The sequence below is a fragment of the Aliinostoc sp. HNIBRCY26 genome (assembly GCF_050235535.1).
GTDB lineage: Bacteria > Cyanobacteriota > Cyanobacteriia > Cyanobacteriales > Nostocaceae > Trichormus.
In genome coordinates this window covers 4899305-4926014 of record NZ_CP189852.1, presented here as the reverse complement: position 1 = coordinate 4926014, position 26710 = coordinate 4899305, and the positions used below count along the sequence as shown (strand labels likewise).

The window sequence follows — 26710 nt, the reverse complement described above, 5'->3', positions numbered from 1 at the left end:
AATAATTTATTATTTGCTGTAACAAATCAATATTCTATTTCAAAAGTTTGATAGTTATTGGATTCAAAGGGGATTTGTGCGTAGGATATAGGAGAGTGAGGATTCGTATCAGAAGACCGTAAATTTTGGATATTCCTTTCTGTGCCTTCTATCTGTGTTTGGAGTGTGATTAAGCGTTGTTTAAGTAGCACTGTACGCTGTTCGATAAAATTGAGTTCTTGTTTAATTCGCTGTTGTTCCGTAACTAACTTATAAAGTTCTAACTGATTAGAAGCCTCTGATTTACTACGAGGCATGGTAGTAACTTTAGGTCTGATGGCTCCTCGATTCCGCATTTTCTTCATAAGAATGACCTGAATTAATTGATAGCATTATAACTAAAAATTTCCTGATGTAAAGAGTTTAATAACTGAAATAAATTTATTTATTTCTAGTAAAAAAAATAAAATACTCTCTGTAAATAAAATGATGCGATCACAAAATTTCTATACTTACGCCTTCTTGAAAACTCCCGATTTTTCCTTAACCTTACCAGAGGGAAATATAGCTCCAGTAATTTTGATGAGTGGGGCTAATATATCAGCTATTGTTGAACCTGGAATATCTCCAGTTGCATATCAAACTGATGATCAACAAGTCATCAAAATGGTGTTAGCTCATGACCGCGTGATTCGGGAACTATTCCAGCAAACTACCATTTTACCTCTGAGGTTTGGGACTCATTTCAATTCCCAAGAAAGCTTGCTCAATCACATAGACGATCATGCTGAGGAATACTTAGAGAAGCTCAAAAATATTCAAAATAAAGATGAATATACATTAAAACTTATCCCCCAAGTATTAGCAGAGCCAAAACAGCTAGCCGTAGGTAGTGGGAGAGACTATTTTTTAGCTAAAAAACAATACTATGAAACGCAAAAGATTTTTCATCTTGAGCAAAATGAGGAGAGAAATCAACTCATAGACAGCATCACAGAAACTTATCCATCATCCGTTATAGTACAACAGCAAGCAGAAGAATTTCGCTTATATTTTTTAATTGATCGTCATGAACAAGCTGCCCTTTTAGCAAAGGTAGCAGTTTGGCAAAAAGCTTCTCCTCACTGGAATTTAATTTTAGGAGAACCTCTTCCCCCGTATCACTTTATCTAATACTATGTGCAACTTATTATGAAATATTACGACTCTCTAAATTTAGTGATGTTTAGCGGCAAGGGAGGGGTTGGTAAAACTACCCTCGCTTGCAGTTTCGCTCGTTATTGGGCGAGAGAATTTCCACAAGAAAAGATTTTGTTATTATCGACAGATCCCGCCCACTCTTTAGGAGATGTTTTACTCACAGAAGTTACAGGTATTGCTTTACCATTAACTGATTTACCAAATTTGAGCGTTCAAGCCTTAGATGCAGAAAAATTATTATTAGAGTTTAAGGGCAAATATAGCCGTTTTTTAGAACTACTAGTTGAGCGTGGTAGTTTAGCAGATGGAGATGATTTAGCACCAGTTTGGGATTTAGACTGGCCTGGTTTAAATGAATTAATGGGGTTATTAGAAATTCAACGCTTATTAGCAGAAAAAGAAGCTGATCGTGTAGTTGTAGATATGGCCCCTTCTGGACACACGTTAAATCTATTGCGCCTAAAAGATTTTTTAGATGTGATCTTAAATTCTTTAGAATTATTTCAAGAAAAACACCGCGTCATTACCAGAAGTTTTACAGGTACTTATACAGCTGATGAAGTCGATGACTTTTTAGTAGAAATGAAGACTCAACTAGCAGAAGGTAGACGCTTACTGCAAGATGAGAAATTTACAGGTTGCTTAGTTGTGGGTATTTCTGAACCGATGTGTCTTTTAGAAACTGAGCGTTTTATTGACAGTTTAGCTACCCTAGAAGTACCATTTGCGGGATTATTTATTAATAGAATATTAACCAACGCGGAAATCGAACCAGACCGTTACGCTGAACAGCAAAATCTTCTGGATAAATACTTACATCTGGTGAATCAAAAGCCTGTATTTACAGTTCCCCAACAAAGAGTAGAACCTTTGGGTGGGGTATCCTTAGATGCTTTATCAGCGCAAATTCAAAAAATTCAGAGTGTAGAACTAGTAGCAGCACCGGAAGTTCACTGGCCGCCTAAAGTCTTACCTAGCTTTACAGATTTTGTCAATGAAGGATGTCAATTAATTATTATTGGAGGTAAAGGAGGTGTCGGTAAAACAACGGTAGCAGCTGCTGTAGCTTGGGCTTGTGCTGAACGACATCCAGATAAAAAAATCCGTGTGATTTCTATAGATCCAGCCCATTCTTTAGGGGATGCTTTTGGGAAAGATTTAGGTCATGAACCAATATCTTTAACACATAACTTGAGTGGGCAAGAAATCGATGCTAATCAAGTTTTAGAACAATTCCGGGCTGATTATCTGTGGGAATTAGCAGATATGATTAGCGGCGAAGGTTCGCAAACAGATACAACGGTGAATATTGCCTATGTTCCAGAAGCTTGGAGGCAAATTATGTCTCAAGCTTTACCAGGGATTGATGAGATGTTATCCCTTGTAACGGTGATGGATTTATTAGATAGTAATCAGCAAGATTTAATTATTTTAGATACAGCACCTACAGGTCATTTGATGCGATTTTTAGAAATGCCATCGGCTTTAAGTGATTGGTTATCTTGGATATTTAAACTGTGGATTAAATATCAAAATGTTTTGGGTAGAGTAGATTTTATTGGACGATTAAGAGGACTACGCCAACAAGTCGTCCAAGCACAAAAGAAATTAAAAAATCCCCAACATACGCAATTTGTGGGCGTAATTCAATCAGAAGCAGCAATTATATCTGAACACATTCGCTTAACAGCAGCCCTGAAAAAAATGGGTGTGAGTCAGCGTTATGTAGTGCAGAATCGCTACGGTCAAGAGGTGAAAATCGATGAAAGTTTATTTCCAGAGCAAATTATGATTCGTTTACCGAACTTACCCCGCTCTGTTGAGCCTCTTGCCCGAATTAAGGGGGCGGCGAATCTTTTATTTGAAGTTGAGGAATTAACTACAAATAAACGCTGAATGATTAGTCAATTTTGGGAGTGATTGTATGAGTGAATTTTTCAAAGGGTTTGAGCAATTATTAGATTTGGTAAAAACTTTAGAAGAGAAAATTGAGAAGGGAGAAATTAAGACGGATGTGCAGATTAATTCCCGTCCGATGAGTAGTATTCCCCGCTATGGGACAATACCGCGTCCTAGTAATGTGGGTAACGATGTGGGTACTAGTCGTTTTCGCACTCCAGCTGCTCCTACTTCTAATAGTGGGAATGGTGATGAGGCTGAAGTTGTTCCACCCCATAGCTCTGTAGACTATACCTTAAAAGATGTGGGGGGATTAGGAGAGGTTCTCAAAGAACTCAAAGAGCTAATTGCTATACCCTTAAAACGTCCTGACTTATTGGCGAAATTGGGACTTGAACCAACAAGAGGCGTATTGTTAGTTGGCCCTCCTGGGACGGGGAAAACTCTGACGGCGCGGGCTTTAGCTGAAGAACTGGGTGTGAATTACATTGCTTTAGTAGGGCCAGAAGTCATCAGCAAATACTATGGCGAAGCGGAACAAAGACTGCGGGGAATTTTTGAAAAAGCAGCGAAAAATGCTCCTTGTATTATCTTCATTGATGAAATTGATAGTTTAGCCCCCGATCGCAGTGCGGTAGAAGGGGAAGTGGAAAAACGTCTAGTTGCTCAATTATTGAGTTTGATGGACGGCTTCTCCCAAAGTCAAGGCGTGATTGTATTGGCAGCCACCAACCGTCCCGACCATCTTGATCCGGCGTTACGTCGTCCCGGAAGGTTTGACCGAGAAGTGCAGTTCCGTGTCCCAGATGTCAAAGGACGCAAAGAAATATTGCAAATTCTGACTCGTGCGATGCCTTTAGAAGCCGCAGTTGATTTAGATGCGATCGCAGAACGGGCGGTGGGATTTGTCGGGGCTGATTTGAAAGCTGTTTGTCAAAAGGCTGCTTACACAGCTTTACGTCGTCAAGTTCCTTCTATTGATGGCGAGATTCCAGACAATATGACCATCGGTGCAGCCGACTTCTTGCAAGCCCTCAAAGAAATCAAACCAGCTGTCCTACGGAGTGTAGAAGTAGAAGTTCCTCAAATTGCTTGGGATGATATTGGCGGTTTGGATAATATCAAACAAACCCTGCGGGAATCAGTGGAAGGGGCGTTACTCTATCCAGAACTGTATTTACAAACAAAAGCCCTAGCACCCAAAGGGATTTTGTTGTGGGGGCCTCCCGGAACAGGTAAAACCCTGTTAGCCAAAGCCGTCGCTTCCCAAGCAAGAGCCAACTTTATTGGTGTGAATGGCCCGGAATTAATGAGTCGTTGGGTAGGCGCGAGTGAACAGGCAGTGCGAGAATTATTTGCCAAAGCCCGTCAAGCAGAACCTTGTGTAGTCTTTATTGATGAAATCGACACCTTAGCCCCCGCGCGTGGTAGTTTTAGTGGGGATTCAGGAGTGAGCGATCGCATCGTTGGACAATTACTGACTGAGTTGGATGGGATAGAGGTAGGTAGCACAATTTTAGTGATTGGTGCGACCAATAGACCTGATGCTCTTGACCCAGCACTGTTACGCGCCGGACGCTTGGATTTACAGATGAAGGTTGATTTACCAGACTTGGCTAGTCGTCTGGCGATTTTGCAAGTCCATTGTCAAGGAAGACCACTAGACAATGTGGATTTGAACTATTGGGCAGAAATGACCAAAGATTGGAATGGTGCAGACTTAACTTTACTCAGCAATCAAGCGGCTGTAGAAGCTATTCGTCGTTTCCGTGCGGAAGGTCTAACAGATCCGACTGAAATTAAGATTTCCAACGATGACTTCAATTATGCTTATCAAGTGTTAACAGAGCAGCGTGCAGGTTAGCGTTGTTGATTGGGAATGAGTTTTGTTTCGCGCAAAGGCGCAAAGGCGCGAAAAATCTACCTAATTTTTATCCTCCTCTCCCCCACCCCATAAACTGGGGCGGGGTTTTTTTATGTTGTTTTATCAGTCAGACTAAATTATCATCGGTCAATTGCGTTTTTAAACGAGCAGCAGCTTTTTGACTGGCTGCAATTAACGGTTTGCCCATGTCCAACACAGCTTTTTTCAATTGAGAATCTGCTTTTTCTGGTGAACCAACCCCAAAAGGTGGTGCAGGGTTATATTCCAACAATAATTCCAGAAATTTAGCCGTATCTTCCCCACACAAAACAGCAGCTATCGTGAGAGCGAAATCAATCCCTGCGGTGACACCACCGCCTGTGATCCGTCCATCGCGGTCTATCACCACTCGTTCGTGACTGACTTCTACACCCATTGAGGCCAACTGTTCTCGAAAAGCCCAATGACAAGCTGCACGATATCCTTGCAGTAAACCCGCAGCCGCTAAAATTAGCGAACCTGTACACACAGCTGTGACATACTTAGTTGTTTGTGCTTGCTTTTGCAGAAACTTCAACATTTCCACATCTTGCATCATCTCTACAGTTCCCATCGCCCCACCAGGAACACATAAAACATCGAGTTGCGGACATTCAGCAAAAGTAGTAGTCGGTAAAATTGTTAAACCATTGCTGACAACAGGTTCTAAGTTTTTCCACAACAGCAAAACTTGAGTATTCGGCATCAATGAAAAAACTTGATGTGGCCCTGTAATATCTAACTGGGTCATATCAGGATAAATGACCAACCCGATTGTGTGTTTTACACTAGACATACTGTGATTTTCCAGACTGTGATGAATACAGTTATCCTAGAATTGGATATTTTGGCTGACAATTACCCAGTTGAGTACACTTTGATTCATGTCTTACTCGTTACAGGCATTAATTGAGCAAATAGCTAACGCTCCTTCACAAAGAAAACTCTGCTCCTACTACATGGATGCAGCCGGAGATTTATTTGCTAGCCAACACTGGAGTATTTATTTACAAGGTCAGCCAGGGCAAAGTGGCAATATTGAAATGAAAGGCTTACCCGATAGTTTTATTGATTATTACTCGACTTTCGGTAAAAATTTAGATCAGGTAATGCAGTACGTAATTTCTCATCATGCCCCTGCCCATGAGCAAATTATTTTTACTGAAGCAGCTTGGAAGCAAAGTGATTTATATCAAAGCGGCTGCGGCAGAATATATGATCATGAGCATATTATGACTGGGCCGATTGTCGGTGATGGTAAGCTGATTGGCACAGTTAACTTTGCCCGTACTAGTGGAACGCCAGCATTTAATACTCAGGATTTGCTACAATTAAGTGCTATTTGCGCCCATATTTCTGCTAAATTAGCCAATTTGCGTTTTTCAGAGCAGTTAAGTTTACTCAACCCTGAGATGGGTTTAACTCCGCGAGAAGCCCAGATTGCTGGTTTGGTGGCGCAAGGTCTGACTAATGCAGAAATCGCGGCGCAATTATGGATTAGTCAAAATACAGTCAAGCAGACTTTAAAACGAATGTTTCGGAAGTTGGGTGTATCTGCAAGAGCTGAGATGGTGGCTAAGTTACGAATTTTTTGACCAAAAGAGTGCTGAGTACTGAGTAAAAAGTAAGATTAATTGCACCGGCTAAACGCCGCACTACCGCTAACAGCACTACAGAATGTTAACAAATCCTCATCCTTACACTCTCTCAAGATGGATTTTAGAACTAGTCATTACCTCTGGTAGATAATCTCCAGAAAAATTAGTAGTTAAGTAAAAAATAAGCGTATGTACTAGCAATTGAGCAACTTATCCAGTGGGGCGGCATTCATGGCGGAGCTTCCTTATCAGCCTTGGACACTTTCTGTAGACGAAATTTTGCGTCAGTTTCATGTCTCTTCAGATGAAGGTTTGACGGAATCGGAGGTAGAACAACGACGCAAGCAGTATGGTGAAAATCGCTTGCAGGAAGCCAAAGGGAAAAGTGCTTGGCGCATATTTATAGAACAATTCCAAAGTTTGATTATTGGTATCTTAGCTGTAGCGGCGGTTTTATCTTTTGCTTTTAGTCAATGGATTGAGGGAATAGCAGTCATCATCGCCATTGTGATTAATACGGCGATTGGTTTTTTTACAGAATACAAAGCGATTCGCTCAATGGAAGCACTGCAAAAACTCAGTAGCACGACAGCAAAAGTCAGACGCAATGGGAGATTGCAAGAAATTCCGGCGGTGGAATTAGTTCCTGGGGATATTGTAATTGTAGAAAGTGGGGATGCGATCGCAGCTGATTTACGCATCATTGAAGCCGCAAATCTGCAAGTGAATGAATCATCATTAACGGGGGAATCTCTTCCTGTAGGTAAAGATGTGCAACCATTAGACGCAGATATACCCCTGGCAGAACATCATAATATGTTGTACAAGGGTACGGCTTTAACCCGTGGTTCTGGGTCAGGGGTGGTGGTAGCGACTGGGATGAAAACCGAGTTAGGTCATATTTCTGAGTTAGCACAAAAAGCCGGAAAATCGGACAAAACTCCTTTAGAAAAGCGTTTGGATGAGTTGGGACAGTGGTTAGTTTGGGTGACAATTGCCATTGTGATTGTTGTAGCGATCGCTGGTATTGTGGCAGGTAGAGATGTATTCTTAATGGTAGAAACTGCGATCGCTTTAGCTGTGGGAGCAGTCCCAGAAGGATTACCGATTGTGGCGACGGTCGCCTTAGCGCGCGGAATGTGGCGTATGGCGAAACGTCATGCACTGATTAATCAACTCTCGGCGGTGGAAACTTTAGGTGCAACTAGCGTAATTTGCACTGATAAAACGGGTACACTCACAGAAAATCAAATGACTGTCAGCCGCATATTTATAGATGCGGGGGAAATTCAAGTCACTGGCGAAGGATTAGCAACCCAAGGCGAATTTCAACGCAACAATCAAAAGTTTAATCCTTCCGAAGATAAAGTCCTCCCAGCACTGTTAGAAGTGGGGATATTATGTAACAATGCAGCTTTGCAGCCAGAAGACTCAAATGAAAGTCGGGTAGTAGGCGACCCAATGGAAGTTGCATTATTAGTTGCAGGTGCAAAAGCAGAGATGCAACGTCAGCAATTGCTGCAAAAAATGCCGGAAGTGCGGGAAGAAGCCTTTGACCCCGACTTGAAAATGATGGCGACGATTCATAAATTCGACGGTCAGTATCGATTTGCAGTCAAAGGTGCGCCGGAAGCGGTGCTGCAAGCTTGTACTCGTATCCTCACCGACTCAGACGCAGTGCAAATGACAGAGGAAGTACGACAAGATTGGCAAGAAAGAATCAATCAATTAGCACAACAGGGTTTAAGAACTCTCGCCTTAGCGCAAAAAATCGCTCAATCAGAAAAAGCCGACCCCTACGCAGATTTAACATTATTGGGAGTTGTAGGTTTATTAGATCCTCCCCGTGAAGAGGTGATACCAGCCATTAAAGAATGTCAGGAAGCCGGAATCAGAGTCGTGATGGTGACAGGCGACCAACCTGTAACTGCTAAAAATATTGCGATCGCTGTGGGTTTAACAGACAATCAACAAGCAGATGTAATTAAAGGCCAAGACCTGAAAAGCTTTGAGGAATTATCCCCAGATGAACGCCAGCGTATCGTCCAATCTGCGGTGCTGGCGAGAGTTAGTCCCGAACAAAAGCTGAATTTAGTTGATTTACATCAACGTCATCAAGCCGTAGTGGCGATGACTGGTGATGGTGTCAACGATGCGCCCGCCTTAAGGAAAGCTGACATCGGCGTAGCAATGGGACAGAGGGGAACTCAAGTCGCCAAAGAAGCGGCTGATATGGTACTTCAAGATGATGCTTTTGCTTCGATTGTGGCGGCGGTGGAACAGGGGAGAGCTATTTTTAATAATATTAGAAAGTTCACTGTTTATCTGTTATCTGGTAATGTCGGTGAGATTATCTTAGTAGCAACCGCCTCATTATTGAATGCTCCTTTACCACTTTTGCCATTGCAGATATTGTATATTAACGTCGTTAATGATGCCTTGCCCGCCTTGGCTTTGGGTGTAGGAGAAGGTGAACCCACCTTAATGAAACGTCCACCTAGAGCAGCAAATGAGCCAATATTAACTCGTCGTCATTGGCTTGCGATCGCAGGTTACGGATTAGTAATTGCAGCCACTTTAGGTGGTGCTTTTATTCTGGCTTTAACTTGGCTGGGATTGAACGAACAACAAGCGGTGACGATTACATTTATGACCTTGGGTTTTACGCGATTGTGGCACGTTTTTAATATGCGCGATCGTGATTCTGGTTTATTTCATAATGAGATTACTCGCAATCCTTATGTGTGGGGTGCGCTGATTTTTTGTACAGGATTGCTATTAATTGCAGTTCATGTTCCTGTATTATCAAATGTATTGCAAACAGCTGATCCTGGTGTTGATGGATGGTTATTAATTGTGGGGATGAGTATTATACCTCTAATTATTGGACAAATTACGAAGTTAATTAATCGTAAAAAACGTAAATTAAAATAGATTTCTAAAACTACTTCATGCGTCGCGATTCCATTTTTTACAAACTATTTCAGCAATCTCCTACACTATTGTTTCAATTATTAGCTGCACCCCCTACTAATGCAGATGCGTACCGATTTGATTCAGTAGCTGTCAAAGAACCCAGATTTGAAATTGATGGTGTGTTTCTCCCACCAGAAAATCAAGGTGCAGGAATTGTATATTTTTGCGAAGTACAGTTCCAAACCGATGAACAGCTTTACGAAAGAGTGTTTGCGGAATCTTCGCTATATTTCTATCGTAACCGCAATAGATTCACTGATTGGCAAGCCGTGATTATTTACCCGTCGCGTACTACCGAACAAAGTGATATTCATCCCCATCGCTCATTACTCAACGGTGAACAAGTACATAGAATCTATTTGGATGAATTAGGTGATATTCGTTCTTTACCCATTTGGGTAGCCTTGATGGTACTGACGACAGTAGAGGAAGAACAAGCACCAGAAGCCGCTAGATACTTATTAACTAGAACTCGTCAAGAAGTAACCGAACAAGCAAGTCGCGCCATAATAGAGATGATCACAACAATTATGGTGTACAAGTTTGAACAACTAAGCAGAATGGAGGTTGAGTCTATGTTGGGAATCACACTCAAAGAAACCAGAGTTTACCGAGAAATTAAGGAGGAAGGGCGTGAGGAAGGGCGTGAGGAAGGACGTGAGGAAGGGCGTGAGGAAGGGCGTGAGGAAGGACGCGAGGAAGCAACAATAAAACTCGTAATACGACTGCTAACTAAACTGTTTGGCGAACTGTCTGCGGAAATGCGTTCCTCAATTACTGATTTACCTTTACCTGTGTTGGAGGATTTGAGCGAAGCATTGTTAGATTTTACTAGTGTGGTTGATCTACAGGCTTGGTTAGAACAGCGATAAATTCCTGGTGTAATTTTGACTTCAAGCTATGTACTAGAGAATTTTTGAGGCGATCGCACCAACAACTGCTACACTGGCTTTACCCACAGCAGCTGTAGGGAAATCGCCAAAAATTATAGTCTGGGATCTATTGGTTCACTTTCCAAAGCTAGAATCCCAAAAACGCATTCATGGACACGGCGTAAAGGTGCATGACTAACAAATCTCTCCAATGCTTCCACACCTAAAGCAAATTCGCGCATAGCCAGGGAACGCTTCAAAGATAAACCCCGTTGACGCAGACGTTGTAAATTATCTATAGCTGAATATTCAGGCCCGTAAATAATTCGCAGATATTCCTGTCCGCGACATTTCACCGCAGGCTGGACAATTCCCCGACTACCTTTGACAATAAATTGCATAGGTTTTACTACCATCCCCTCACCACCGGCTTGAGTCATTTCTGACCACCAATGCACCCCCTCAGCTTGGCTACTAGGGTCAGTTAAATCGATGACTTTGTAATTAGTGGCGAGGATAAAAGTGGGGTCTGAGTTGGAGATTTTGGCGGCTTGTTCCATGTGCCAACGGTGGTCTTTATCTGTGTGGACTTGTCCCTCGGTGGCTAAAATGTGGAAAGGGGCAAGTTTTAAATCTGCAATATCGTCAACTTGCCAACAATAGCGACGGTAAGCGGTGACATACTGACTCGCCATCTCTGCACGTTGTTGGTAGTGAGTCAGGTGAGTTGCGACATCTAAACCGCGAGTATTAGCCTGTTCTAATAAAGTTACAGCATCATTTAAAGCGAGGTGTGATGCAACTCCCACAGGTGCATATTGTCCCCGTAGCAAACCTTGAGCTTTTGCTGACCAAGGCATTAATTCACAGTCTAAACACACCCAATCTGTATTAAAATCTGACCAAAAGTTACTTGCAGTTAAAGCATGATTCACCCTTGCTAAGACTTGCGTTTCTAATTCTAAGTCATCAAAAAAGCGTCTTCCGGTGCGGGTGTAGCAAATTCCCATACCTTCATCCACCACCCCAAATCTTTTTTCGGCGGCGGCGATATCACGACAAATCACCACAATTACCCGTGAACCCATGTGTTTTTCTTCACAGACTACCTCTGTAATTCCTTGGCTTTGGTAGTAGGTAAAAGCTTGGGTGGGGTGTTCCAGATATCCAGGTATTGAGGATGTTTCTGGTGGGGACATGGTAGGCGGTAGATAAATCAACCATTTGGGGTTAGCTGCAAACCGACTCATGATTTCTAAAGCCGCGATCGCATTTTCTGCCCGAATGGTAATATTCGGCTGGAGTTTAGTATTAATAATCCGCTTACCCAACACATCCTCAATATTGAGGACATCATCTAATTCTTGTTGTGCTGTCCGGGTGATACTGTTATTGCCTAATGGTTTCGTTGGTTCACGGTAAACACGCGCCGCCGATACACTCACCAATTCTTTTTCGGGATAGCGCAAGGCGGTTAATTTCCCACCATAAACACAACCTGTATCAATATCAATCGTATTATTCAACCATTCCGCTTCCGGGACAGGGGTATGACCGTAGACTACCAAAGCCTCACCCCGATAATCTCCTGCCCAATTGTAACGCACAGGCAAGCCAAACTCATCAATCTCGCCTGTCGTTTCCCCATACATAGCAAATTCCCGCACCGCACCAGAACCGCGTCCTTGCATTTCCGCCTTCATCCCAGCGTGAGCCACCACCAAGCGTCCATCATCTAGGACATAATGACTGATGAGAGAATCTAGAAATCCTGCGAGTTCTTGACTAAAAGGTTCACGCACCGCATCAGGTAACGCTTCCATTTCATCAATACTTTGCTGTAAACCATGAGTTATCTTGACATTTTTACCCCGTAACTTCCGCAAGAACTTGTGTTCATGATTACCACAAACACAAAAGCCTGTCCCAGCTGCAAGCATATTTCGCACTAACTTAACTGTATCCAAAATTCGGGGGCCACGGTCTACTAAATCACCCAGAAACACAGCTTTACGTCCTTCTGGGTGGTAGTAAGTGGGGAAATTCCAGAAGGACTGGGGACTGGGGACTGGGAACTGGGTATTGGGTATTGGGGTAAAATCTTCTGTGCTTCCTTGTCTCCCTTGTCTCCCCTGCTCCCTGCCCTCCTCCCTCTTCACGTAGCCTAACTGTTGTAGTAATGTTTCTAATTCATCACAGCAACCGTGAATATCGCCGATGATATCAAAGGGGCCGTGTTCGTATTTTTTATTGTTCCATAGAGGTTGAATATCAATTTCAACAGATGCGATTTCCTCAACAGATTTCAGAGTATAGACGTAGCGGAAACCCTCTTTTTCTAGACTGTGCAGAGAACGCCGTAACATTTGAGTATGACGACGCACGACATGAGAACCGAATTGGCGATCGCTTCTTTTTTGATTTCTGTCATGACATAATGCTTCTGGTAAATCAAAAACTATCGCCACCGCAAAACAATGATATTGTTTCGCCATTTGCAGTAAAACCTTACGGTCTTCCGCCTGCACATTAGTAGCATCAATCACAGTCAACTTACCTGCGGCTAACCGTTTAGCTGCAATATAGTGCAGCACATCAAAAGCATCCCCAGAAGACGACTGATTATTTTCATCATTAGAAACCAACCCCCGACAAAAGTCAGAAGACAACACCTCAAAACTTTGAAAATGTTGACGTGCGAAAGTCGATTTCCCCGCACCAGAAGCACCAATCAAAACAACCAAAGATAATTCAGGAATAGTAATTTTCATAGTTAATAGTTAATAGTCAATAGTCAATAGTCAATAGTCATTAGCCATTAGTCATTAGTCATTAGTCATTTTGCGACTTTGCGCCTACCGTGCGGGTTCTGCGCTAGCGGTTTGCGTGAGACAAAAAAGATTTATGCAAGAGGTCTATGATTAACTAATTTAGCAACAAACTGACTATAATCATCCTTCATCGGTAAATCTAAATCTCGCCGAATTCGTCGCCGTAATGCAGGAACAACTTCACCAGTGATAGGATTAAATCCTTCTTTTTGATATTCTTCCCAATAAAGACCCACACCCCGTTTTTGCCAATTAGGAAGCTGATTGAAATTAATCCCATGTTGGAATAACATTTCATTTTTATCAGCCACAGATAACCCTTTCATCATACTAGTTGCTTGAGTTGCGCTTTGACCATCACGCCGTAGACACCAATAACAATGAGCATTCAAAGCATTTCTGTGAGCATCTTCGTGTCGCCAACGAAAATAATTTATCACTTCTTCCACATTGGGAAGTTGTGAAATGCGACAGTCAAAACAACCCATATCACCTAATAGTAAAGAAAATTTCGCGCTAGCTTCCCCTGCTAAAACTGAGTTTAATTTTCTCAACTTACGGTTAAATGTAGCTTCATGATATGCAAACAGTAAGGAAATTTCATCACTTTGAGTATAGGCATACTTAATATTTATCCCGCAATTCATTAAATGCTCAATTGTTGTCAGCATCATATCTCGAAATCTGACATCATAAGGAGCTTCAAAATTATGTACTTCTTTAGTCAGACGAGTAAAACCACGTCCATCTAATCTAGCAACTATATAAATTCCAGGTAATACGCAATGATCATGGGCTGTTTCAAACACCCTCATTCTAGTATCTAATTCATCAAATTTCACGCTGCCATTCCTCAATAATAAATGAATAATTTAAATCTGGTTTAACTGTATAAATCGCATCAAAACCCTCTTCCCAATTGGGTAAAACCAGTTTTTTATATGTCCCTAATAACCCCACAAGCGGCACAACTTGTTTAGCAGTCCTTTGACTATTTCTTTTTTTACACTCCTCTAATTCAGTTTGAAAATAATACCCTACAACTCGAAAACCTTGCGCCTTTGCTGGGAGAATATAACGCTGTCTCTCTTCTACAGTCGGATTAGTATTATCAACCACAAAAGACTGCTTACCCTCCAAACAAGCGTGTAAAAAAATCTGCTCTCGATGACGAGTTTTGAGCATATCTAGATTAATGCGAATGTGGGTATGAAAAAAGTAGTCACAATAAAAAGTCGATTTACCTGCGCCTTGAATGCCAATAAAAATAACTGCTTCCATTCCTCATAAATAGATTAACTATTGTCAATAAAAACTGCCATTTGTGTAGGTGAACCGACTTCTGTATCTTCCTCACCTATCGCTTGAAACTGCACAGTATAACCAAACTTTTCTACTATCTTATTAGCCCAATCTTGAAACTGCGATCGCGTCCATTCAAAGCGGTGGTCTTTATGTCGCAATTTCCCCGCCGGCAGATTTTCAAATTTCACATTATATTCAATATTCGGCGTTGTTACTATCACCGTCTTGGGTTTAGCAAACTCAAACAAAACTCGCTCAAATGAACCCAAACGCGGTAAATCTAAATGCTCAATGACTTCAATAACAGTAGCAGCATCATAACCGGAAAAGCGTTTATCTTGATAAGTCAACGCACTCTGAATAAGTTGTAATCTTTCCCATTGATTACGGGGAAGTCTTAATCTATCTAATCTTTCTTGAGCAATTTCTAACGACCTATAGGAAACATCCACACCTGTAACTTGCTCAAAAAAACTATCTTTAATGAGCAGTTTTAATAAATTTCCTTGACCGCAACCTAAGTCAATTACACGCCGAGAATTATTTTCCTTCAAAGCAGTAACAACCGCATTCATACGCTGCTGATTTAAACTAATCGGCTTTTCTACCGCCGCTTCTTCCTCAGCGTGAGTTTCTTCTGTACTATCAGGATCGGGATTATCTTCCTCTACCAACTGTGCTAAAGCTTGACGCGTCAAACGATGCTGACGTTTTAAATAACGTCTAGTGATTTGTTCCTTAGCTGGATGCTGTGACAACCAACCCTCACCATGACGCAGTAATTTCTCGATTTCTTCTTCCCCCACCCAATAGTGTTTATCATCATCGAGTACAGGAATTAAAACATAGAGATGACTTAACAAATCGCTGACTGTGAGAGTGTTTTGCAATTCCACAGTAAAATATTTACTCTCTCCCCACTCTGGGAATTTTTCATCTAAAGGATGACCTGTAGCTTTGACAGTGTAACCCAAAGGCTCAAACAAGTCCCGCAGGAAACCTTCACCACCACGACAGGGTAATACGGATATTTTGACTAATAAAGGTATGGGAGTTTGGGCTAATTCTGGTCTATCTTTGCTGCGTCCACCCAAAGCCGTGCTGAATACTTGTGCGATCGCTACACTCATAAAAGATGATGCCACATAAGGGCGATCGTTCACATACTGTTCTAAACTTGCACTCCTCCCCCGTACCAATTTTACCGGGTCAACATCTAATAACAACGCTGCTGTACAGCGATCGCTATTGGCTTCGGGGTAAAATACGTGCGCCTGTCCAAAACTCAACGCAAAGGACTGACAACGCTCTGGGTGTTTATGGAGTAAGTAGCCTAACTCCGTTGCTGGGGAGTAAGTTGTGGTAATAGTCAGCAGCATTCACTGATATAGAAATATGCGAATAGTTAATAAATACCGCTTTAGCGTAAGCGATTACGGAAATTTCGTCACTCTTAATTATTGCGTGCTGTCTACTGACGATAGTATGCTATATTTAGCATATTTGAAGCATGAGTTTATTCCTAAAGCCAGTTGAGTGGGTGGGAAGTTCTCTGGAAGATTTGAAGGAGTTTCCAGAAGCAGTTCAACAAGTGGTCGGTTATGCTTTGTATCTGGCACAATGTGGTGACAAGCATCCTTATACAAAACCACTCAAAGGATTTAAAGGTGCTGGAGTATTGGAAGTTGTGGAAAACTTTGATACAGATACTTACCGAGCCGTTTATACTGTCAAATTTGCTGGTGTGATTTATGTCTTACACGCCTTTCAAAAGAAATCAAAACAGGGAATTGCTACACCCAAGCAAGATATTGACTTAATAGAAACAAGACTGAAGCGAGCAAAAGAGCATTACGCAGAGAACTACAAACAGCAGCAAAAGGACGAAAAAAATGACTCAGGAAATTCAAGTGCAAGCAAGTAGTGGTAATGTTTTTGCTGATTTAGGTCTAGCAAATTCTGATGAATTACTGATAAAAGCAGAACTTGCTCGTAAGATTAGCAGCATCATTAAACAGCAAAAGATGACGCAAGTTGAAGCCGCAGAATTATTAGGAATCGACCAGCCAAAAGTATCTGCACTCATCAACGGTAAGTTATCAGGTTTTTCTACAGAAAGACTATTCCGCTTCTTAAATGCTTTAGGTCGGGATGTAGAAATTGTAGTGAAAACTAAGTCTGAATCGCAAGCACAAACACGGGTAATTACAATTTGAAAATATTTGAAAACAGGTGCGATCGCCACACTCATAAAAGATGATGCCACATAAGGGCGATCATTCACATACTGTTCTAAACTTGCACTCCTCCCCCGCACCAATTTTACCGGATCAACATCTAATAACAACGCCGCCGTACAGCGATCGCTATATGAGAATCAAAGTGCAATCGCAGTACCAAAAGGGATTTTCACATACGGTCAATTGTTTTAAGCAACAGGCTATCATACATAGGAAGTGTGTTGGCGCAGCCCGCCGTAGGCATCGCGCCTATGACAATAAAATATATGTATGGATATTGTTTATCGCCTACAAGGTGTTGAATTTGAGTGGGATAGCAACAAAGCGCGGAGCAATATTGAAAAACATGGTGTTACCTTTGAAGAAGCCACCGAGGTTTTTTTCGATCCTTTTTACCAAACTGGCGATGCAAACTCTATCAATGCTTCTAGCAGCGAACAACGCGCTTTTATCATTGGGTATTCCCTTGAACAACGTTTGTTGCTTGTAGTCTATGTAGAACGTGGATTACGAACTCGCATCATTTCTGCTCGTCCGGCAACTCGTACAGAGAGAAAACTTTATGAACAATCCTGAAGAGGAATTTATCTTACAACTGCACCCACGGCTAAACGAAACATTAACCTTAGAAATACCCAAAGATACTTTAGAATCTCTGAAAAAAATAGCAGACAGTCGAGATATGTCCTGTGAGGCATTACTTAAGTTTTATATTGGGCAAGGTTTACGCCAAGATTTAGCTAAGTTATTTTCTAACCGTGTGCTAGAGGCTACTGCTCAAGTGCTGGCACGACATATTGAATCTGAAGCAGAAATTTCTGATATTTTACAAGAAATTCGTTCTCAAACCAATTGTTAGTGCGTTGGCGCAGCCCGCCGTAGGCATCGCCTTCCTGATTTTCTTACAAAACGCGATCGCCATACCCAAAATCATGCCAGATCAGGGCGATCGCTAGTCCTCAAAAAAATTTTCCAAAATTTCTACTAAACTAGGTTGACAACCCAGGGGAACTAAGTCATAATAGGGAAGTTGCGAATCAAGGGACTGTAGTTCAATTGGTTAGAGCACCGCCCTGTCACGGCGGAAGTTGCGGGTTCGAGCCCCGTCAGTCCCGTTCTAAACCAAGATTAATGAGAAACAAGTGCTGAGTAAGTTCAGTTCTAAGTATATACATAAATTCCTAACTTAGAACACATGACTCAATACTCAGCACTTGTTATAGTGATCATTGCTTTGCGAAAGAGAGAACTACTGTGACTGTCAGAGTCAGAATTGCTCCTAGTCCAACTGGGAATTTACACATCGGTACAGCTAGAACAGCCGTATTTAACTGGTTGTTTGCCCGTCACCACGGCGGAACGTTTATTTTACGCATTGAAGATACAGATTTAGAGCGATCGCGCCCCGAATATACAGAAAATATTCTGTCAGGATTGCGCTGGTTAGGGTTGAACTGGGATGAAGGGCCATTCTTTCAATCCGACCGTCTAGACTTGTACAAACAAGCCGTACAAAAACTCCTAGACAAAGGTTTAGCCTATCGCTGCTACACCACCTCTGAAGAACTCGAAGCCTTAAGAGAAGCTCAAAAAGCCAAAAACGAAGCCCCCCGCTACGACAACCGCCACCGTAACCTTACCCCAGAACAAGAAGCGGAATTTCAAGCCCAAGGGCGGAGTTTCGTCATCCGCTTTAAAATTGACGATGACCGAGAAATCGTCTGGAACGACCTTGTGAGAGGCAAAATGTCTTGGCGCGGTAGTGATTTAGGTGGTGATATGGTCATTGCCCGTGCTTCCGAAGAAGGCATCGGTCAACCCCTCTACAACTTTGTAGTGGTGGTAGATGACATTGATATGCAAATCACTCATGTGATTCGCGGAGAAGACCACATCGCCAATACAGCCAAGCAAATTCTGCTTTATGAAGCTCTTGGCGCAGAAATTCCCGAATTTGCTCATTCGCCCTTAATTTTAAATATGGAAGGGCGTAAACTCTCCAAGCGGGATGGCGTGACCTCCATCTCTGACTTTAAGCAGATGGGCTTTACTCCTGAAGGTTTAGTTAACTACATGACCTTGTTAGGATGGTCGCCACCAGACTCGACCCAAGAGATATTTACCTTAGAAGCAGCCGCCAAAGAATTTACTTTTGAGCGTGTTAATAAAGCTGGCGCAAAATTTGACTGGGCGAAACTCGACTGGTTGAACAGTCAATATATCCACAATATGCCCACAGACAATCTCACAGATTTAATTATTCCTTATTGGGAAACTGCCGGATATCAATTTAATGGCGGACGAGACAGGGCTTGGTTGGAGAAGTTAGTAGGTTTAATCGGTGCTAGCTTGACGCGGTTAACAGATGCTGTCGAGATGAGCAAAATGTTTTTTGGTGAGACGATAGAATTGAGCGCAGAGGGTAGCCAACAATTACAACAACCAGGCTCTAGTGAAGTGCTACAAGCTATCATCGCCGCCTTAGAAACTCAACCCCAACTCACAGAAGCATTTGCCCAAGACATCATCAAACAAGTAGTCAAAGCCCAAAACGTCAAAAAAGGCTTAGTCATGCGATCGCTGCGTGCAGCCCTAACAGGAGACGTACACGGGCCAGACCTCATCCAATCTTGGTTACTCCTCAATCAAATTGGCTTAGATAAACCGCGTCTAAATCAGGCGATAGGGTAGGGAATGGGGCAGGGGGCAGGGGGCAGGGGGCAGGAGACAAGGGAGACAAGGAAGAAAAACTAATGACTAATGACTAATGACTAATGACTAATGACTAATGACTAATGACTATTGACTACATAGTTAATTTCTCTCATTTCTGGAACTTAATTGGTAAAATTAGTGTCTTCAAAAACACTGATATACTTATATGATCACTATGTCGAAAACAACGCTATTTCAAGGAACTCGATTATCTTTAATGATAGTTACTCTTGGCGTTATATCGGCACTTCCTGCCGCCAGCACAGCCCAAGACGCACCCCCGATTTTTGGAGATATTACTATCAGTCAAAAATTTTCACCCGACCCTCTCACAGTCGGGGGTATGAGTGGCGGCTCGATCGCAGGAAACAAAATTGCCGGGAGGATAGACACATCTACGGGGCCATGTAACGGTTTTGTAGATGAGACACCAGACCACACAATTAAATTAACCAGTAAATTTAACTACCTGAAGCTGCAAATAGATTCACCCCAAGACACTACCATCATCGTCAAAGGCACTGGCGGGACTTGGTGCAATGACGACTTAGACGGCAAAAATCCCGGCATAGTAGGTGAATGGCTACCAGGAGATTATCAAGTCTGGATTGGTTCTTACGATGAAGGTAAATATTTTCCCTACACATTAAAAATTACAGAGGTGAAGTAGTCAATAGTTATTAGGGAACAGGGAACAGGGAACAGATTAATATTCATACCAATCCCCAGTCCCCAATCCCCAATCCCCAATGCCCAATCCCCAGTCCCCAATCCCCAATCCCTCCCCTTGATCGCCATGTTGTATTAGAATTAGGTTAAATTTAATTAAGATTCTTGTCAGGATCTCAGATTTCACATAAGCAGGTCTAGCTTTGTGGTATTGCCTGATTTGACATCAAATTAAACAAAATGGAGTTATAAACATCCGTTTCACAACTATCTGGCGATTTTAGTTGCTAGAAATAACTAATTGTAAATTGGCATCTAGAGGCAAATTAAAATGAAATTCTCTTGGAGAGTCCTCGTACTCTGGACATTGCCTGCTTTGGTAATTGGCTTTTTCTTTTGGCAAGGGGCATTTGCAGGCAATCCTGCTGACATGACGAGAAATGCTGCTAATACGCGCATGACCTACGGCCGCTTTCTGGAATATCTAGATGCTGGTCGTGTTAACAGTGTGGATCTTTATGAAGGCGGTAGAACAGCAATTATCGAAGCTGTTGACCAAGATATTGAAAATCGTACTCAACGCTGGCGTGTAGATTTACCAATTAACGCACCAGAGTTAATTAGTAAACTCAAAGAAAAACAAGTTAGTTTTGATGCTCATCCAGTCCGCAATGATGGTGCTATCTGGGGACTTTTAGGCAATCTGATTTTCCCAATCTTATTGATTACGGGATTGTTCTTTTTGTTCCGTCGTTCCAACAATATCCCTGGTGGCCCTGGTCAAGCCATGAACTTTGGTAAATCCAAAGCACGTTTCCAAATGGAAGCGAAAACAGGTGTAAAATTTGACGACGTAGCCGGGATTGAAGAAGCTAAAGAAGAACTGCAAGAAGTTGTGACTTTCTTAAAGCAGCCAGAAAGATTTACAGCTGTTGGCGCGCGCATTCCTAAAGGTGTTTTACTAGTCGGGCCTCCAGGAACAGGTAAAACTTTACTAGCCAAAGCGATCGCAGGGGAAGCTGGTGTACCATTCTTTAGTATCTCCGGTTCGGAATTCGTAGAAATGTTTGTGGGTGTGGGTGCTTCCCGTGTCCGTGACTTGTTCAAAAAAGCTAAAGATAACGCTCCCTGTATCATCTTCATCGATGAAATTGACGCAGTAGGTAGACAACGGGGTGCAGGTATCGGTGGCGGTAACGATGAAAGAGAACAAACCCTCAACCAGTTACTCACCGAAATGGATGGTTTTGAAGGTAACACAGGCATCATTATTATTGCTGCTACCAACCGTCCTGACGTACTAGATGCAGCCCTGTTACGTCCTGGTCGTTTTGACAGACAAGTTACCGTTGATGCACCAGATATCAAAGGCCGCTTGGAAATTCTGCAAGTCCACGCGCGCAACAAGAAACTTGACACCAGCGTATCATTAGAAGCGATCGCTCGCCGCACACCAGGATTTACCGGTGCGGATTTAGCTAACCTCCTCAATGAAGCTGCAATTCTCACCGCTAGAAGACGCAAAGAAGGCATTACCCTTACCGAAATTGACGACGCTGTAGATAGAGTTGTCGCCGGTATGGAAGGGACACCATTAGTAGACAGCAAGAGTAAACGCTTAATTGCTTACCACGAAATCGGACACGCCTTAGTCGGAACTTTATTAAAAGACCATGACCCAGTGCAGAAAGTTACCCTTATTCCACGGGGACAAGCACAAGGTTTAACTTGGTTTACACCCAACGAGGAACAAGGTTTAATTTCCCGTTCTCAACTCAAAGCTAGAATTACTGGTGCTTTGGGTGGTCGTGCAGCAGAAGATGTCATTTTCGGTGCGGCGGAAGTCACCACCGGTGCAGGCGGCGACTTACAACAAGTGACTGGAATGGCGCGTCAAATGGTGACACGTTTCGGGATGTCTGATTTAGGCCCCCTGTCCTTGGAAAGCCAACAAGGGGAAGTATTCCTGGGTCGTGACTGGATGACCAGATCCGATTATTCTGAATCAATTGCAGCTAGAATCGACTCTCAAGTGCGAGAAATTGTCGAAGAGTGCTATGAAAACGCTAGGAAGATTATGCGGGAACATCGCACTGTGACAGACCGCTTAGTCGATTTGCTGATTGAAAAAGAAACCATCGACGGTGACGAATTCCGGCAAATTGTTGCTGAGTACGCAGACGTACCAGAAAAATCTCAATACGTTCCACAACTGTAATCACTGAAGAAAACTAGAACGTATAAGGTTGGAGGCTTGAGGCTTCCAACCTTCTTTGTATCTCTGCTTCACCAAAAAGCCCAGTTATTATGACTGGGCTTTGGTAGGGCTATATTCCCTCGGTTATTTATAGAAGTTATTTATAATTCAGCACTCTATATAGTTACTACCACCAAGTCCTATGCCATTTCGGAAAACTGCGACTGATTTCTAAAAATTTCTGCCTTAAGGGACTTCCAGAGAATGGAATAACACCTGATGTGAATTAGGAAAACCTTCTAGATCCAAAAAATAGCCTATCCTTGTGACTAAAGAGACTCAATAGGGGCGGGTTCACTGAGATTATCGTTCATTGTTCATGATATTTGATTAACCCACCCCTACAAATGTCTATGGAATTACCCGATTTTAATTCACATTAGACGTGAATATACGAATTATAAGAATAATAATCATTGGAAATCTATTAAAACTTGGATAAAATACGGGCTAATAATCGCAACTTCTATTCATTTTGAATTTTGAATTAATTTACAGATGTTAATGAGTATACAAAAAAACAAAAAAACTAATTATATAAGGTATATTACCACCTCAATTTCAAATTTGAACCATACCTTTTGATAGAGTGAATATTTAAAATTATCCTTTTGAATAAAAAGTGTTATATCTTCCAATTAATCGAACCAAACAGAGCAGTATTTTGGTTTAAATATATTAACTGTTATGCGCTTTAAGTTAGCAGTTAATCTTTACCAACAATTGCATCATATTAGGAGAAGAATATGGAAAATATTGAAACTGCAAGAATGGTAGAGCGTTACTGTGTTGCCTTTCACTAAGACATTTTTTGGCTTAATGCCACTCTTTGGTAATAATGTTTGGATCAATGCTTTATCTGCGATCGCTGCTGTTTACTATGGACTTGTCATACCTTCTAAAGTAATGGGTGCTAATGTATCACAAAATCTTTAATTTTGGACAACAGAAATTTGTGGAAATATTCATGACATTTGGAGGATATTATGCAAACACCAAACAAAGAACAGTCATATTTCCTACGATATCTTTCCTTAATACCGGTTCTCGCAGTGCTAGCGATATCTATTGCCTTTTCGACCTGGGTTATTTTTAATTACTTTTTCCCTGATCTTCTCTTCCATCCTATGCCATAAGCTATTGATACATCTGCCATAGGATCATATGTGGGAATTCACTACTTTTACTAGTCAGCATTATGCTGACTTAATTATTGTAGCAAGCATGATTTAGAAAAAACTCTTGTTTCTAATTGGTATGACCTCATTTACTGAAGCTTACTAATGTCATTTCAGAGTGGCGATCGCATTTGGAATATTAGTTGCATTTATAGTCAAATCTGATATTCCTCTAGTTCAATTTTCCTGCAACTTCTTGATGATATTTTCCGAAAGCACACAAAAATCTGGTTCTGGTGCGATGCCACAATTAACACATCAAAACTAGGCTTTTTGCTTCACACAACGGGTATCTTTACCTGCTTCCTGACAACCTTCAAAATAAACTTTCTTAGCAATAATTTCTTGCTTCACTTTAATAGCATCTTGCTTAACTTTTTCCGGTACAGCTACGCCAAATTTACCCAAATCTAATATATCTGGTCTTTCCAATCCGACTGTATAAATCTGCCCTTTAATTTGCTTTTTTCGTGCTACCTCTGCTAAATAAGCTATAGCAACATCTAACCTTTTCACTGCACTAGTTAACACAGCTTTTGGCGCAATATCTAACTGGTCTTTGGTATTTCCAAAAGCATAAACACCCTTATCACTCGCTGCTTGCAAAACTGCGGGGGAAGCACTATCTAACCACTGATAAATCACATCAGCACCAGCAGAAATTAAAGCTAGTGTCGCTTCCTTGGCTTTCGCCACATCATTCCAATCACCTGTAAATGTAGAAGTAATTTTAATATTAGGTTTGACTGATTTCGCCCCTAATTCAAAACCTCTTAATTCTTCTTGGGTGGCGGGAAATTCTTGTCCGGCGATGTAGGCTAATTGATTTGATTTGGTCATCGCTGCGCCAATAATACCGCAGAGATAACTACCTTGCAGATGATCTATTCGCAACGATGCAATATTTTCACCTTTGAGATTACCATTCACACCCACAAAAAAAGTATTAGGAAATTGTGCGGCGATTTGTTCAATAGCAGCGTCAAATTGTCCACCGTGGGCGAATACCAAATTATAACCCTTACGGGCAAAGTCTGATAAAGCTTCCGTTTGATCAGCTTGGGCGACTTGTTCTACATAGGCGATTTCTGCGCCTAACTTTTGTTTAGCTAGATTTACCCCTTCGTAACCAGACTGATTCCAGGCTTGATCAGTGATGACTCCAGGGAGTGCGATCGCTATTTTAAATCCTCCGTCGCCAATCTTCGCAACTGGGGTTGTTGATTGGCTACAAGCTTTTAGCAGTAGGCTGGTAGCCACGGTAGCAGAACTATACCAGACAAATTGACGGCGACTAAAATTAAGCGTCATATGACTAACAGAAGATTAATTATCATTTTGTTACTCAACTACTCTAAAGTCGTAGGTGTTTTTTGGGAAGATATATCTTTATTTTCCCACTGCTGAGTGAGGACGGGTTGATATGAGTAAGTCAAACTAGAGAAATCTAATTTAATTCGTGAAAAGATTTGCGTAGTAAGGAAACGGGGAAGAAGGAATAAAAGTATCCTAATACCGTTTCTTGATGTAGCTTGCCTGGCGTAGCCATAGATGCACTTTATTCTGTACTGTAGAGACGTTGCATGCAACATCTCTACATCATTTATTTGATGCACCTTTATAGAGAATTGGTATCAGTTTCTTCTTCAAAACAACTGTTTCCCCCTGCCCCCTTGCCATCAAAGTGGTAGTATATTTTTGTAATTGAAAGTCCCTTATTAGACTTCCCTTACAAGCAGTGTTCATTGCTTAGGCTTGGTGGTACACAAAACCTAGTAATCAAGATAAACAAGCTTCTCTCATTCCTAAGTCAATGATTTCTAGAGAATTACAATGGTAATCATAGAGTGATATGAATAAAACAAAAACAGTAGAAAAATTACAAGCACAATGGATTACTCCAGAGAATTTTCAACGTTATGGGCAAGTCATTTTTCCTAGTCGGGATGGTAAAACTTTTGATAATGAAGATGCTCAATTAAATTTACAAAATGGCACACCGCGTTTTTATATTATGAACCTACAAAAGCGCGGACGAAAGTTTCATAAAATCACTCGTCATGTGCAGTGTACTCAATGTTTAGGTTCTCTAGAAGGGAAAGATTGGCTCATGGCTGTTTGTCCTCCCTATAATGATTTAGGTGAGCCAGTGTTGGCAGAAATTGCCGCTTTTCGCATTCCTGGTAATTGTTTTATTAAGTTAAATGCGGGAACTTGGCACGCTGGGCCATATTTTGAGCATGATTTTGTAGATTTTTACAATTTAGAATTGGCTGATACCAATGTGGTAGATCATTTTACTCATGACTTTTTGCAAAGTCATCAATTGGAGTTTGAGATGATTTAGAGACTATTTATAGGAATCCGCTTTGATTCCTGAAATTATTTGCGTAGGGAGGGAACAGGGAAGAAGAAATAAAAGTGTATCTAGCTTCGCAAAAATCAAATTCGATTCTTATATAAAAAGTTGGTTCAAAAGTAAGGAAAAATACTTGAAATCTTCCCCATTCCCCATTCCCCATTACGGATATCTTCTACTACCCGCACCAACTACGCCGATTTTGTGGCGATAGGAAAGTTCTGCACCAAACCAACCGGAAATACTTGTCAGAGTACCAACAATTAGAGAAATTATTAGTCCCCAAGGTAAGATTCTGGCTTCAATATCTCCTAGTCGTAGGAGGAAATTAACTGCACTTAAAGTTAGAAGCGAAACATTAAGAATTAAATGCACCCAACCTGCTTGACGTTTACGGACGCGTTCAATTTGCAAAAAGTCACTTAAACCAATAATTGCAGCGATGACACCGCTAGCTAACCCCAGGCCAATTAACCAAAAAGAAGCCCTCGCCCAAAAGAAATCACGGGTTAACCAATAACCGAAATCAGTCCCTAAAGCTAGGGCTAAAAAAGCGATGGGAAAAATCACACTCAGAGGATGTAAAGGGTGTCCCGCGATCGCAACTGTACTGGGTACACCTGTATCACGATATTCGCGATCGTCACTTTCAATGACTGGGGGAATATTAGGAAATGGCGTAGAAGCTGATGAATTAGTAGAGGTGGTTTCTCTGGTTTCCATAATTAT

General features: G+C 41.6%; 23 protein-coding genes, 1 tRNA gene and 2 pseudogenes. 17 read left to right on the top strand and 9 right to left on the bottom strand.

Going from position 1 to position 26710, the window contains the following annotated elements:
- Positions 1 to 26: 26 nt before the first annotated feature.
- Entirely contained in the window at positions 27 to 344 is a 318-nt protein-coding gene (locus tag ACQFX9_RS20880; protein ID WP_427158186.1) for a gas vesicle protein, read from the bottom strand.
- 121 nt (positions 345 to 465) lie between these two features.
- On the opposite strand from ACQFX9_RS20880, the gene ACQFX9_RS20875 reads away from it, so the two are divergent.
- Genes ACQFX9_RS20875 through ACQFX9_RS20865 form a run of 3 tightly spaced genes read left to right on the top strand, consistent with a single transcriptional unit; the run spans position 466 to position 4942 of the window.
- Entirely contained in the window at positions 466 to 1152 is a 687-nt protein-coding gene (locus ACQFX9_RS20875; RefSeq protein ID WP_427158184.1) for a GvpL/GvpF family gas vesicle protein, read from the top strand.
- 18 nt (positions 1153 to 1170) lie between these two features.
- Positions 1171 to 3075, top strand: coding sequence for an ArsA family ATPase (locus tag ACQFX9_RS20870; protein WP_427158182.1), 1905 nt, complete (start codon positions 1171 to 1173; stop codon positions 3073 to 3075).
- Between the two features lie 28 nt (positions 3076 to 3103).
- Positions 3104 to 4942 carry an AAA family ATPase gene (locus ACQFX9_RS20865; protein ID WP_427158180.1) on the top strand — a complete coding sequence of 613 codons (1839 nt, stop codon included), beginning with the start codon at positions 3104 to 3106 and terminating at the stop codon, positions 4940 to 4942.
- Positions 4943 to 5069: 127 nt separating this feature from the next.
- Here ACQFX9_RS20865 and ACQFX9_RS20860 read toward each other — a convergent pair whose 3' ends face one another.
- The gene (locus tag ACQFX9_RS20860; RefSeq protein ID WP_427158178.1) at positions 5070 to 5777 is read right to left on the bottom strand and encodes a DJ-1/PfpI family protein; all 708 of its coding nucleotides are present in this window, start codon (positions 5775 to 5777) and stop codon (positions 5070 to 5072) included.
- An 88-nt stretch (positions 5778 to 5865) separates the two neighbouring features.
- Between ACQFX9_RS20860 and ACQFX9_RS20855 the strand changes: the two genes are divergently transcribed.
- From ACQFX9_RS20855 to ACQFX9_RS20845, 3 genes are all read left to right on the top strand, one after another.
- Positions 5866 to 6576 (top strand): LuxR C-terminal-related transcriptional regulator, encoded by a 711-nt coding sequence (locus ACQFX9_RS20855; RefSeq protein WP_427158176.1) that lies wholly within the window; start codon positions 5866 to 5868, stop codon positions 6574 to 6576.
- A gap of 234 nt (positions 6577 to 6810) precedes the next feature.
- A complete protein-coding gene (locus tag ACQFX9_RS20850) occupies positions 6811 to 9513 on the top strand; it encodes a cation-translocating P-type ATPase (protein WP_427158174.1) in 2703 nt (900 codons plus the stop codon).
- 17 nt (positions 9514 to 9530) lie between these two features.
- Entirely contained in the window at positions 9531 to 10427 is an 897-nt protein-coding gene (locus ACQFX9_RS20845; RefSeq protein ID WP_427158172.1) for an Rpn family recombination-promoting nuclease/putative transposase, read from the top strand.
- A gap of 113 nt (positions 10428 to 10540) precedes the next feature.
- Here ACQFX9_RS20845 and ACQFX9_RS20840 read toward each other — a convergent pair whose 3' ends face one another.
- From ACQFX9_RS20840 to ACQFX9_RS20825, 4 genes are all read right to left on the bottom strand, one after another.
- Complete coding sequence (locus ACQFX9_RS20840) at positions 10541 to 13198, bottom strand: polynucleotide kinase-phosphatase (RefSeq protein WP_427158170.1); 2658 nt, start codon at positions 13196 to 13198, stop codon at positions 10541 to 10543.
- Between the two features lie 131 nt (positions 13199 to 13329).
- Positions 13330 to 14100 carry a tRNA(His) guanylyltransferase Thg1 family protein gene (locus tag ACQFX9_RS20835; RefSeq protein ID WP_427158168.1) on the bottom strand — a complete coding sequence of 257 codons (771 nt, stop codon included), beginning with the start codon at positions 14098 to 14100 and terminating at the stop codon, positions 13330 to 13332.
- On the bottom strand, positions 14090 to 14539 hold the full coding sequence (locus ACQFX9_RS20830; protein WP_427158167.1) for an AAA family ATPase: 450 nt from the start codon (positions 14537 to 14539) through the stop codon (positions 14090 to 14092). Before ACQFX9_RS20830 ends, ACQFX9_RS20835 begins: the two co-directional genes overlap by 11 nt.
- A 14-nt stretch (positions 14540 to 14553) precedes the next feature.
- On the bottom strand, positions 14554 to 15942 hold the full coding sequence (locus tag ACQFX9_RS20825) for a 3' terminal RNA ribose 2'-O-methyltransferase Hen1 (RefSeq protein ID WP_427158165.1): 1389 nt from the start codon (positions 15940 to 15942) through the stop codon (positions 14554 to 14556).
- 131 nt (positions 15943 to 16073) lie between these two features.
- On the opposite strand from ACQFX9_RS20825, the gene ACQFX9_RS20820 reads away from it, so the two are divergent.
- Together ACQFX9_RS20820 and ACQFX9_RS20815 are read left to right on the top strand one after the other, a co-directional pair.
- Positions 16074 to 16487: a type II toxin-antitoxin system RelE/ParE family toxin gene (locus ACQFX9_RS20820; protein ID WP_427158163.1), complete on the top strand. Its 414-nt coding sequence runs from the start codon at positions 16074 to 16076 to the stop codon at positions 16485 to 16487.
- Positions 16456 to 16779: a helix-turn-helix domain-containing protein gene (locus ACQFX9_RS20815; protein WP_427158162.1), complete on the top strand. Its 324-nt coding sequence runs from the start codon at positions 16456 to 16458 to the stop codon at positions 16777 to 16779. Before ACQFX9_RS20820 ends, ACQFX9_RS20815 begins: the two co-directional genes overlap by 32 nt.
- 8 nt (positions 16780 to 16787) lie before the next feature.
- On the opposite strand, the pseudogene ACQFX9_RS20810 reads toward ACQFX9_RS20815, so the two are convergent.
- Positions 16788 to 16925: pseudogene (locus ACQFX9_RS20810) on the bottom strand (3' terminal RNA ribose 2'-O-methyltransferase Hen1); the annotation flags it as partial.
- Between the two features lie 148 nt (positions 16926 to 17073).
- Between ACQFX9_RS20810 and ACQFX9_RS20805 the strand changes: the two are divergent.
- The 8 genes and pseudogenes from ACQFX9_RS20805 (at position 17074) to ACQFX9_RS20770 (ending at position 23580) form a co-directional block, all read left to right on the top strand.
- Positions 17074 to 17379 carry a BrnT family toxin gene (locus ACQFX9_RS20805; protein ID WP_427158160.1) on the top strand — a complete coding sequence of 102 codons (306 nt, stop codon included), beginning with the start codon at positions 17074 to 17076 and terminating at the stop codon, positions 17377 to 17379.
- Positions 17366 to 17662, top strand: coding sequence for a hypothetical protein (locus tag ACQFX9_RS20800; protein WP_427158159.1), 297 nt, complete (start codon positions 17366 to 17368; stop codon positions 17660 to 17662). The genes ACQFX9_RS20805 and ACQFX9_RS20800 overlap by 14 nt, the downstream gene beginning before the upstream one ends.
- A 182-nt stretch (positions 17663 to 17844) precedes the next feature.
- A tRNA-Asp gene (locus ACQFX9_RS20795) sits at positions 17845 to 17918 on the top strand.
- 139 nt (positions 17919 to 18057) lie between these two features.
- Positions 18058 to 19494, top strand: coding sequence for a glutamate--tRNA ligase (gene gltX / locus ACQFX9_RS20790; RefSeq protein WP_427158158.1), 1437 nt, complete (start codon positions 18058 to 18060; stop codon positions 19492 to 19494).
- Between the two features lie 199 nt (positions 19495 to 19693).
- On the top strand, positions 19694 to 20188 hold the full coding sequence (locus ACQFX9_RS20785; RefSeq protein WP_427158156.1) for a hypothetical protein: 495 nt from the start codon (positions 19694 to 19696) through the stop codon (positions 20186 to 20188).
- Between the two features lie 330 nt (positions 20189 to 20518).
- Positions 20519 to 22405: an ATP-dependent zinc metalloprotease FtsH2 gene (ftsH2, locus tag ACQFX9_RS20780; RefSeq protein ID WP_427158154.1), complete on the top strand. Its 1887-nt coding sequence runs from the start codon at positions 20519 to 20521 to the stop codon at positions 22403 to 22405.
- 825 nt (positions 22406 to 23230) lie between these two features.
- A pseudogene (locus ACQFX9_RS20775) lies at positions 23231 to 23380 on the top strand (DUF4383 domain-containing protein); the annotation flags it as partial.
- Positions 23381 to 23430: 50 nt separating this feature from the next.
- The gene (locus ACQFX9_RS20770; RefSeq protein WP_427158153.1) at positions 23431 to 23580 is read left to right on the top strand and encodes a PsaJ protein; all 150 of its coding nucleotides are present in this window, start codon (positions 23431 to 23433) and stop codon (positions 23578 to 23580) included.
- A 306-nt stretch (positions 23581 to 23886) separates the two neighbouring features.
- On the opposite strand, the gene ACQFX9_RS20765 is transcribed toward ACQFX9_RS20770, so the two are convergent.
- A complete protein-coding gene (locus ACQFX9_RS20765; protein ID WP_427158151.1) occupies positions 23887 to 24933 on the bottom strand; it encodes a BMP family protein in 1047 nt (348 codons plus the stop codon).
- Between the two features lie 541 nt (positions 24934 to 25474).
- Here ACQFX9_RS20765 and ACQFX9_RS20760 point away from each other — a divergent pair.
- On the top strand, positions 25475 to 25969 hold the full coding sequence (locus ACQFX9_RS20760) for an ureidoglycolate lyase (RefSeq protein WP_427158150.1): 495 nt from the start codon (positions 25475 to 25477) through the stop codon (positions 25967 to 25969).
- A gap of 174 nt (positions 25970 to 26143) precedes the next feature.
- Here ACQFX9_RS20760 and ACQFX9_RS20755 read toward each other — a convergent pair whose 3' ends face one another.
- Complete coding sequence (locus tag ACQFX9_RS20755; RefSeq protein ID WP_427158148.1) at positions 26144 to 26704, bottom strand: DUF2231 domain-containing protein; 561 nt, start codon at positions 26702 to 26704, stop codon at positions 26144 to 26146.
- Between the last annotated feature and the right edge of the window lie 6 nt (positions 26705 to 26710).

Excerpts from the sequence above, each read along its gene's own strand:
- ACQFX9_RS20880 (WP_427158186.1), bottom strand. The coding sequence starts at position 344 with ATGAAGAAAATGCGGAATCGAGGAGCCATCAGACCTAAAGTTACTACC.
- ACQFX9_RS20875 (WP_427158184.1), top strand. The coding sequence starts at position 466 with ATGATGCGATCACAAAATTTCTATACTTACGCCTTCTTGAAAACTCCC.
- ACQFX9_RS20870 (WP_427158182.1), top strand. The coding sequence starts at position 1,171 with ATGAAATATTACGACTCTCTAAATTTAGTGATGTTTAGCGGCAAGGGA.
- ACQFX9_RS20865 (WP_427158180.1), top strand. The coding sequence starts at position 3,104 with ATGAGTGAATTTTTCAAAGGGTTTGAGCAATTATTAGATTTGGTAAAA.
- ACQFX9_RS20860 (WP_427158178.1), bottom strand. The coding sequence starts at position 5,777 with ATGTCTAGTGTAAAACACACAATCGGGTTGGTCATTTATCCTGATATG.
- ACQFX9_RS20855 (WP_427158176.1), top strand. The coding sequence starts at position 5,866 with ATGTCTTACTCGTTACAGGCATTAATTGAGCAAATAGCTAACGCTCCT.
- ACQFX9_RS20850 (WP_427158174.1), top strand. The coding sequence starts at position 6,811 with ATGGCGGAGCTTCCTTATCAGCCTTGGACACTTTCTGTAGACGAAATT.
- ACQFX9_RS20845 (WP_427158172.1), top strand. The coding sequence starts at position 9,531 with ATGCGTCGCGATTCCATTTTTTACAAACTATTTCAGCAATCTCCTACA.
- ACQFX9_RS20840 (WP_427158170.1), bottom strand. The coding sequence starts at position 13,198 with ATGAAAATTACTATTCCTGAATTATCTTTGGTTGTTTTGATTGGTGCT.
- ACQFX9_RS20830 (WP_427158167.1), bottom strand. The coding sequence starts at position 14,539 with ATGGAAGCAGTTATTTTTATTGGCATTCAAGGCGCAGGTAAATCGACT.
- ACQFX9_RS20825 (WP_427158165.1), bottom strand. The coding sequence starts at position 15,942 with ATGCTGCTGACTATTACCACAACTTACTCCCCAGCAACGGAGTTAGGC.
- ACQFX9_RS20820 (WP_427158163.1), top strand. The coding sequence starts at position 16,074 with ATGAGTTTATTCCTAAAGCCAGTTGAGTGGGTGGGAAGTTCTCTGGAA.
- ACQFX9_RS20815 (WP_427158162.1), top strand. The coding sequence starts at position 16,456 with ATGACTCAGGAAATTCAAGTGCAAGCAAGTAGTGGTAATGTTTTTGCT.
- ACQFX9_RS20805 (WP_427158160.1), top strand. The coding sequence starts at position 17,074 with ATGGATATTGTTTATCGCCTACAAGGTGTTGAATTTGAGTGGGATAGC.
- ACQFX9_RS20800 (WP_427158159.1), top strand. The coding sequence starts at position 17,366 with ATGAACAATCCTGAAGAGGAATTTATCTTACAACTGCACCCACGGCTA.
- ACQFX9_RS20785 (WP_427158156.1), top strand. The coding sequence starts at position 19,694 with ATGTCGAAAACAACGCTATTTCAAGGAACTCGATTATCTTTAATGATA.
- ftsH2 (WP_427158154.1), top strand. The coding sequence starts at position 20,519 with ATGAAATTCTCTTGGAGAGTCCTCGTACTCTGGACATTGCCTGCTTTG.
- ACQFX9_RS20770 (WP_427158153.1), top strand. The coding sequence starts at position 23,431 with ATGCAAACACCAAACAAAGAACAGTCATATTTCCTACGATATCTTTCC.
- ACQFX9_RS20765 (WP_427158151.1), bottom strand. The coding sequence starts at position 24,933 with ATGACGCTTAATTTTAGTCGCCGTCAATTTGTCTGGTATAGTTCTGCT.
- ACQFX9_RS20760 (WP_427158150.1), top strand. The coding sequence starts at position 25,475 with ATGAATAAAACAAAAACAGTAGAAAAATTACAAGCACAATGGATTACT.
- ACQFX9_RS20755 (WP_427158148.1), bottom strand. The coding sequence starts at position 26,704 with ATGGAAACCAGAGAAACCACCTCTACTAATTCATCAGCTTCTACGCCA.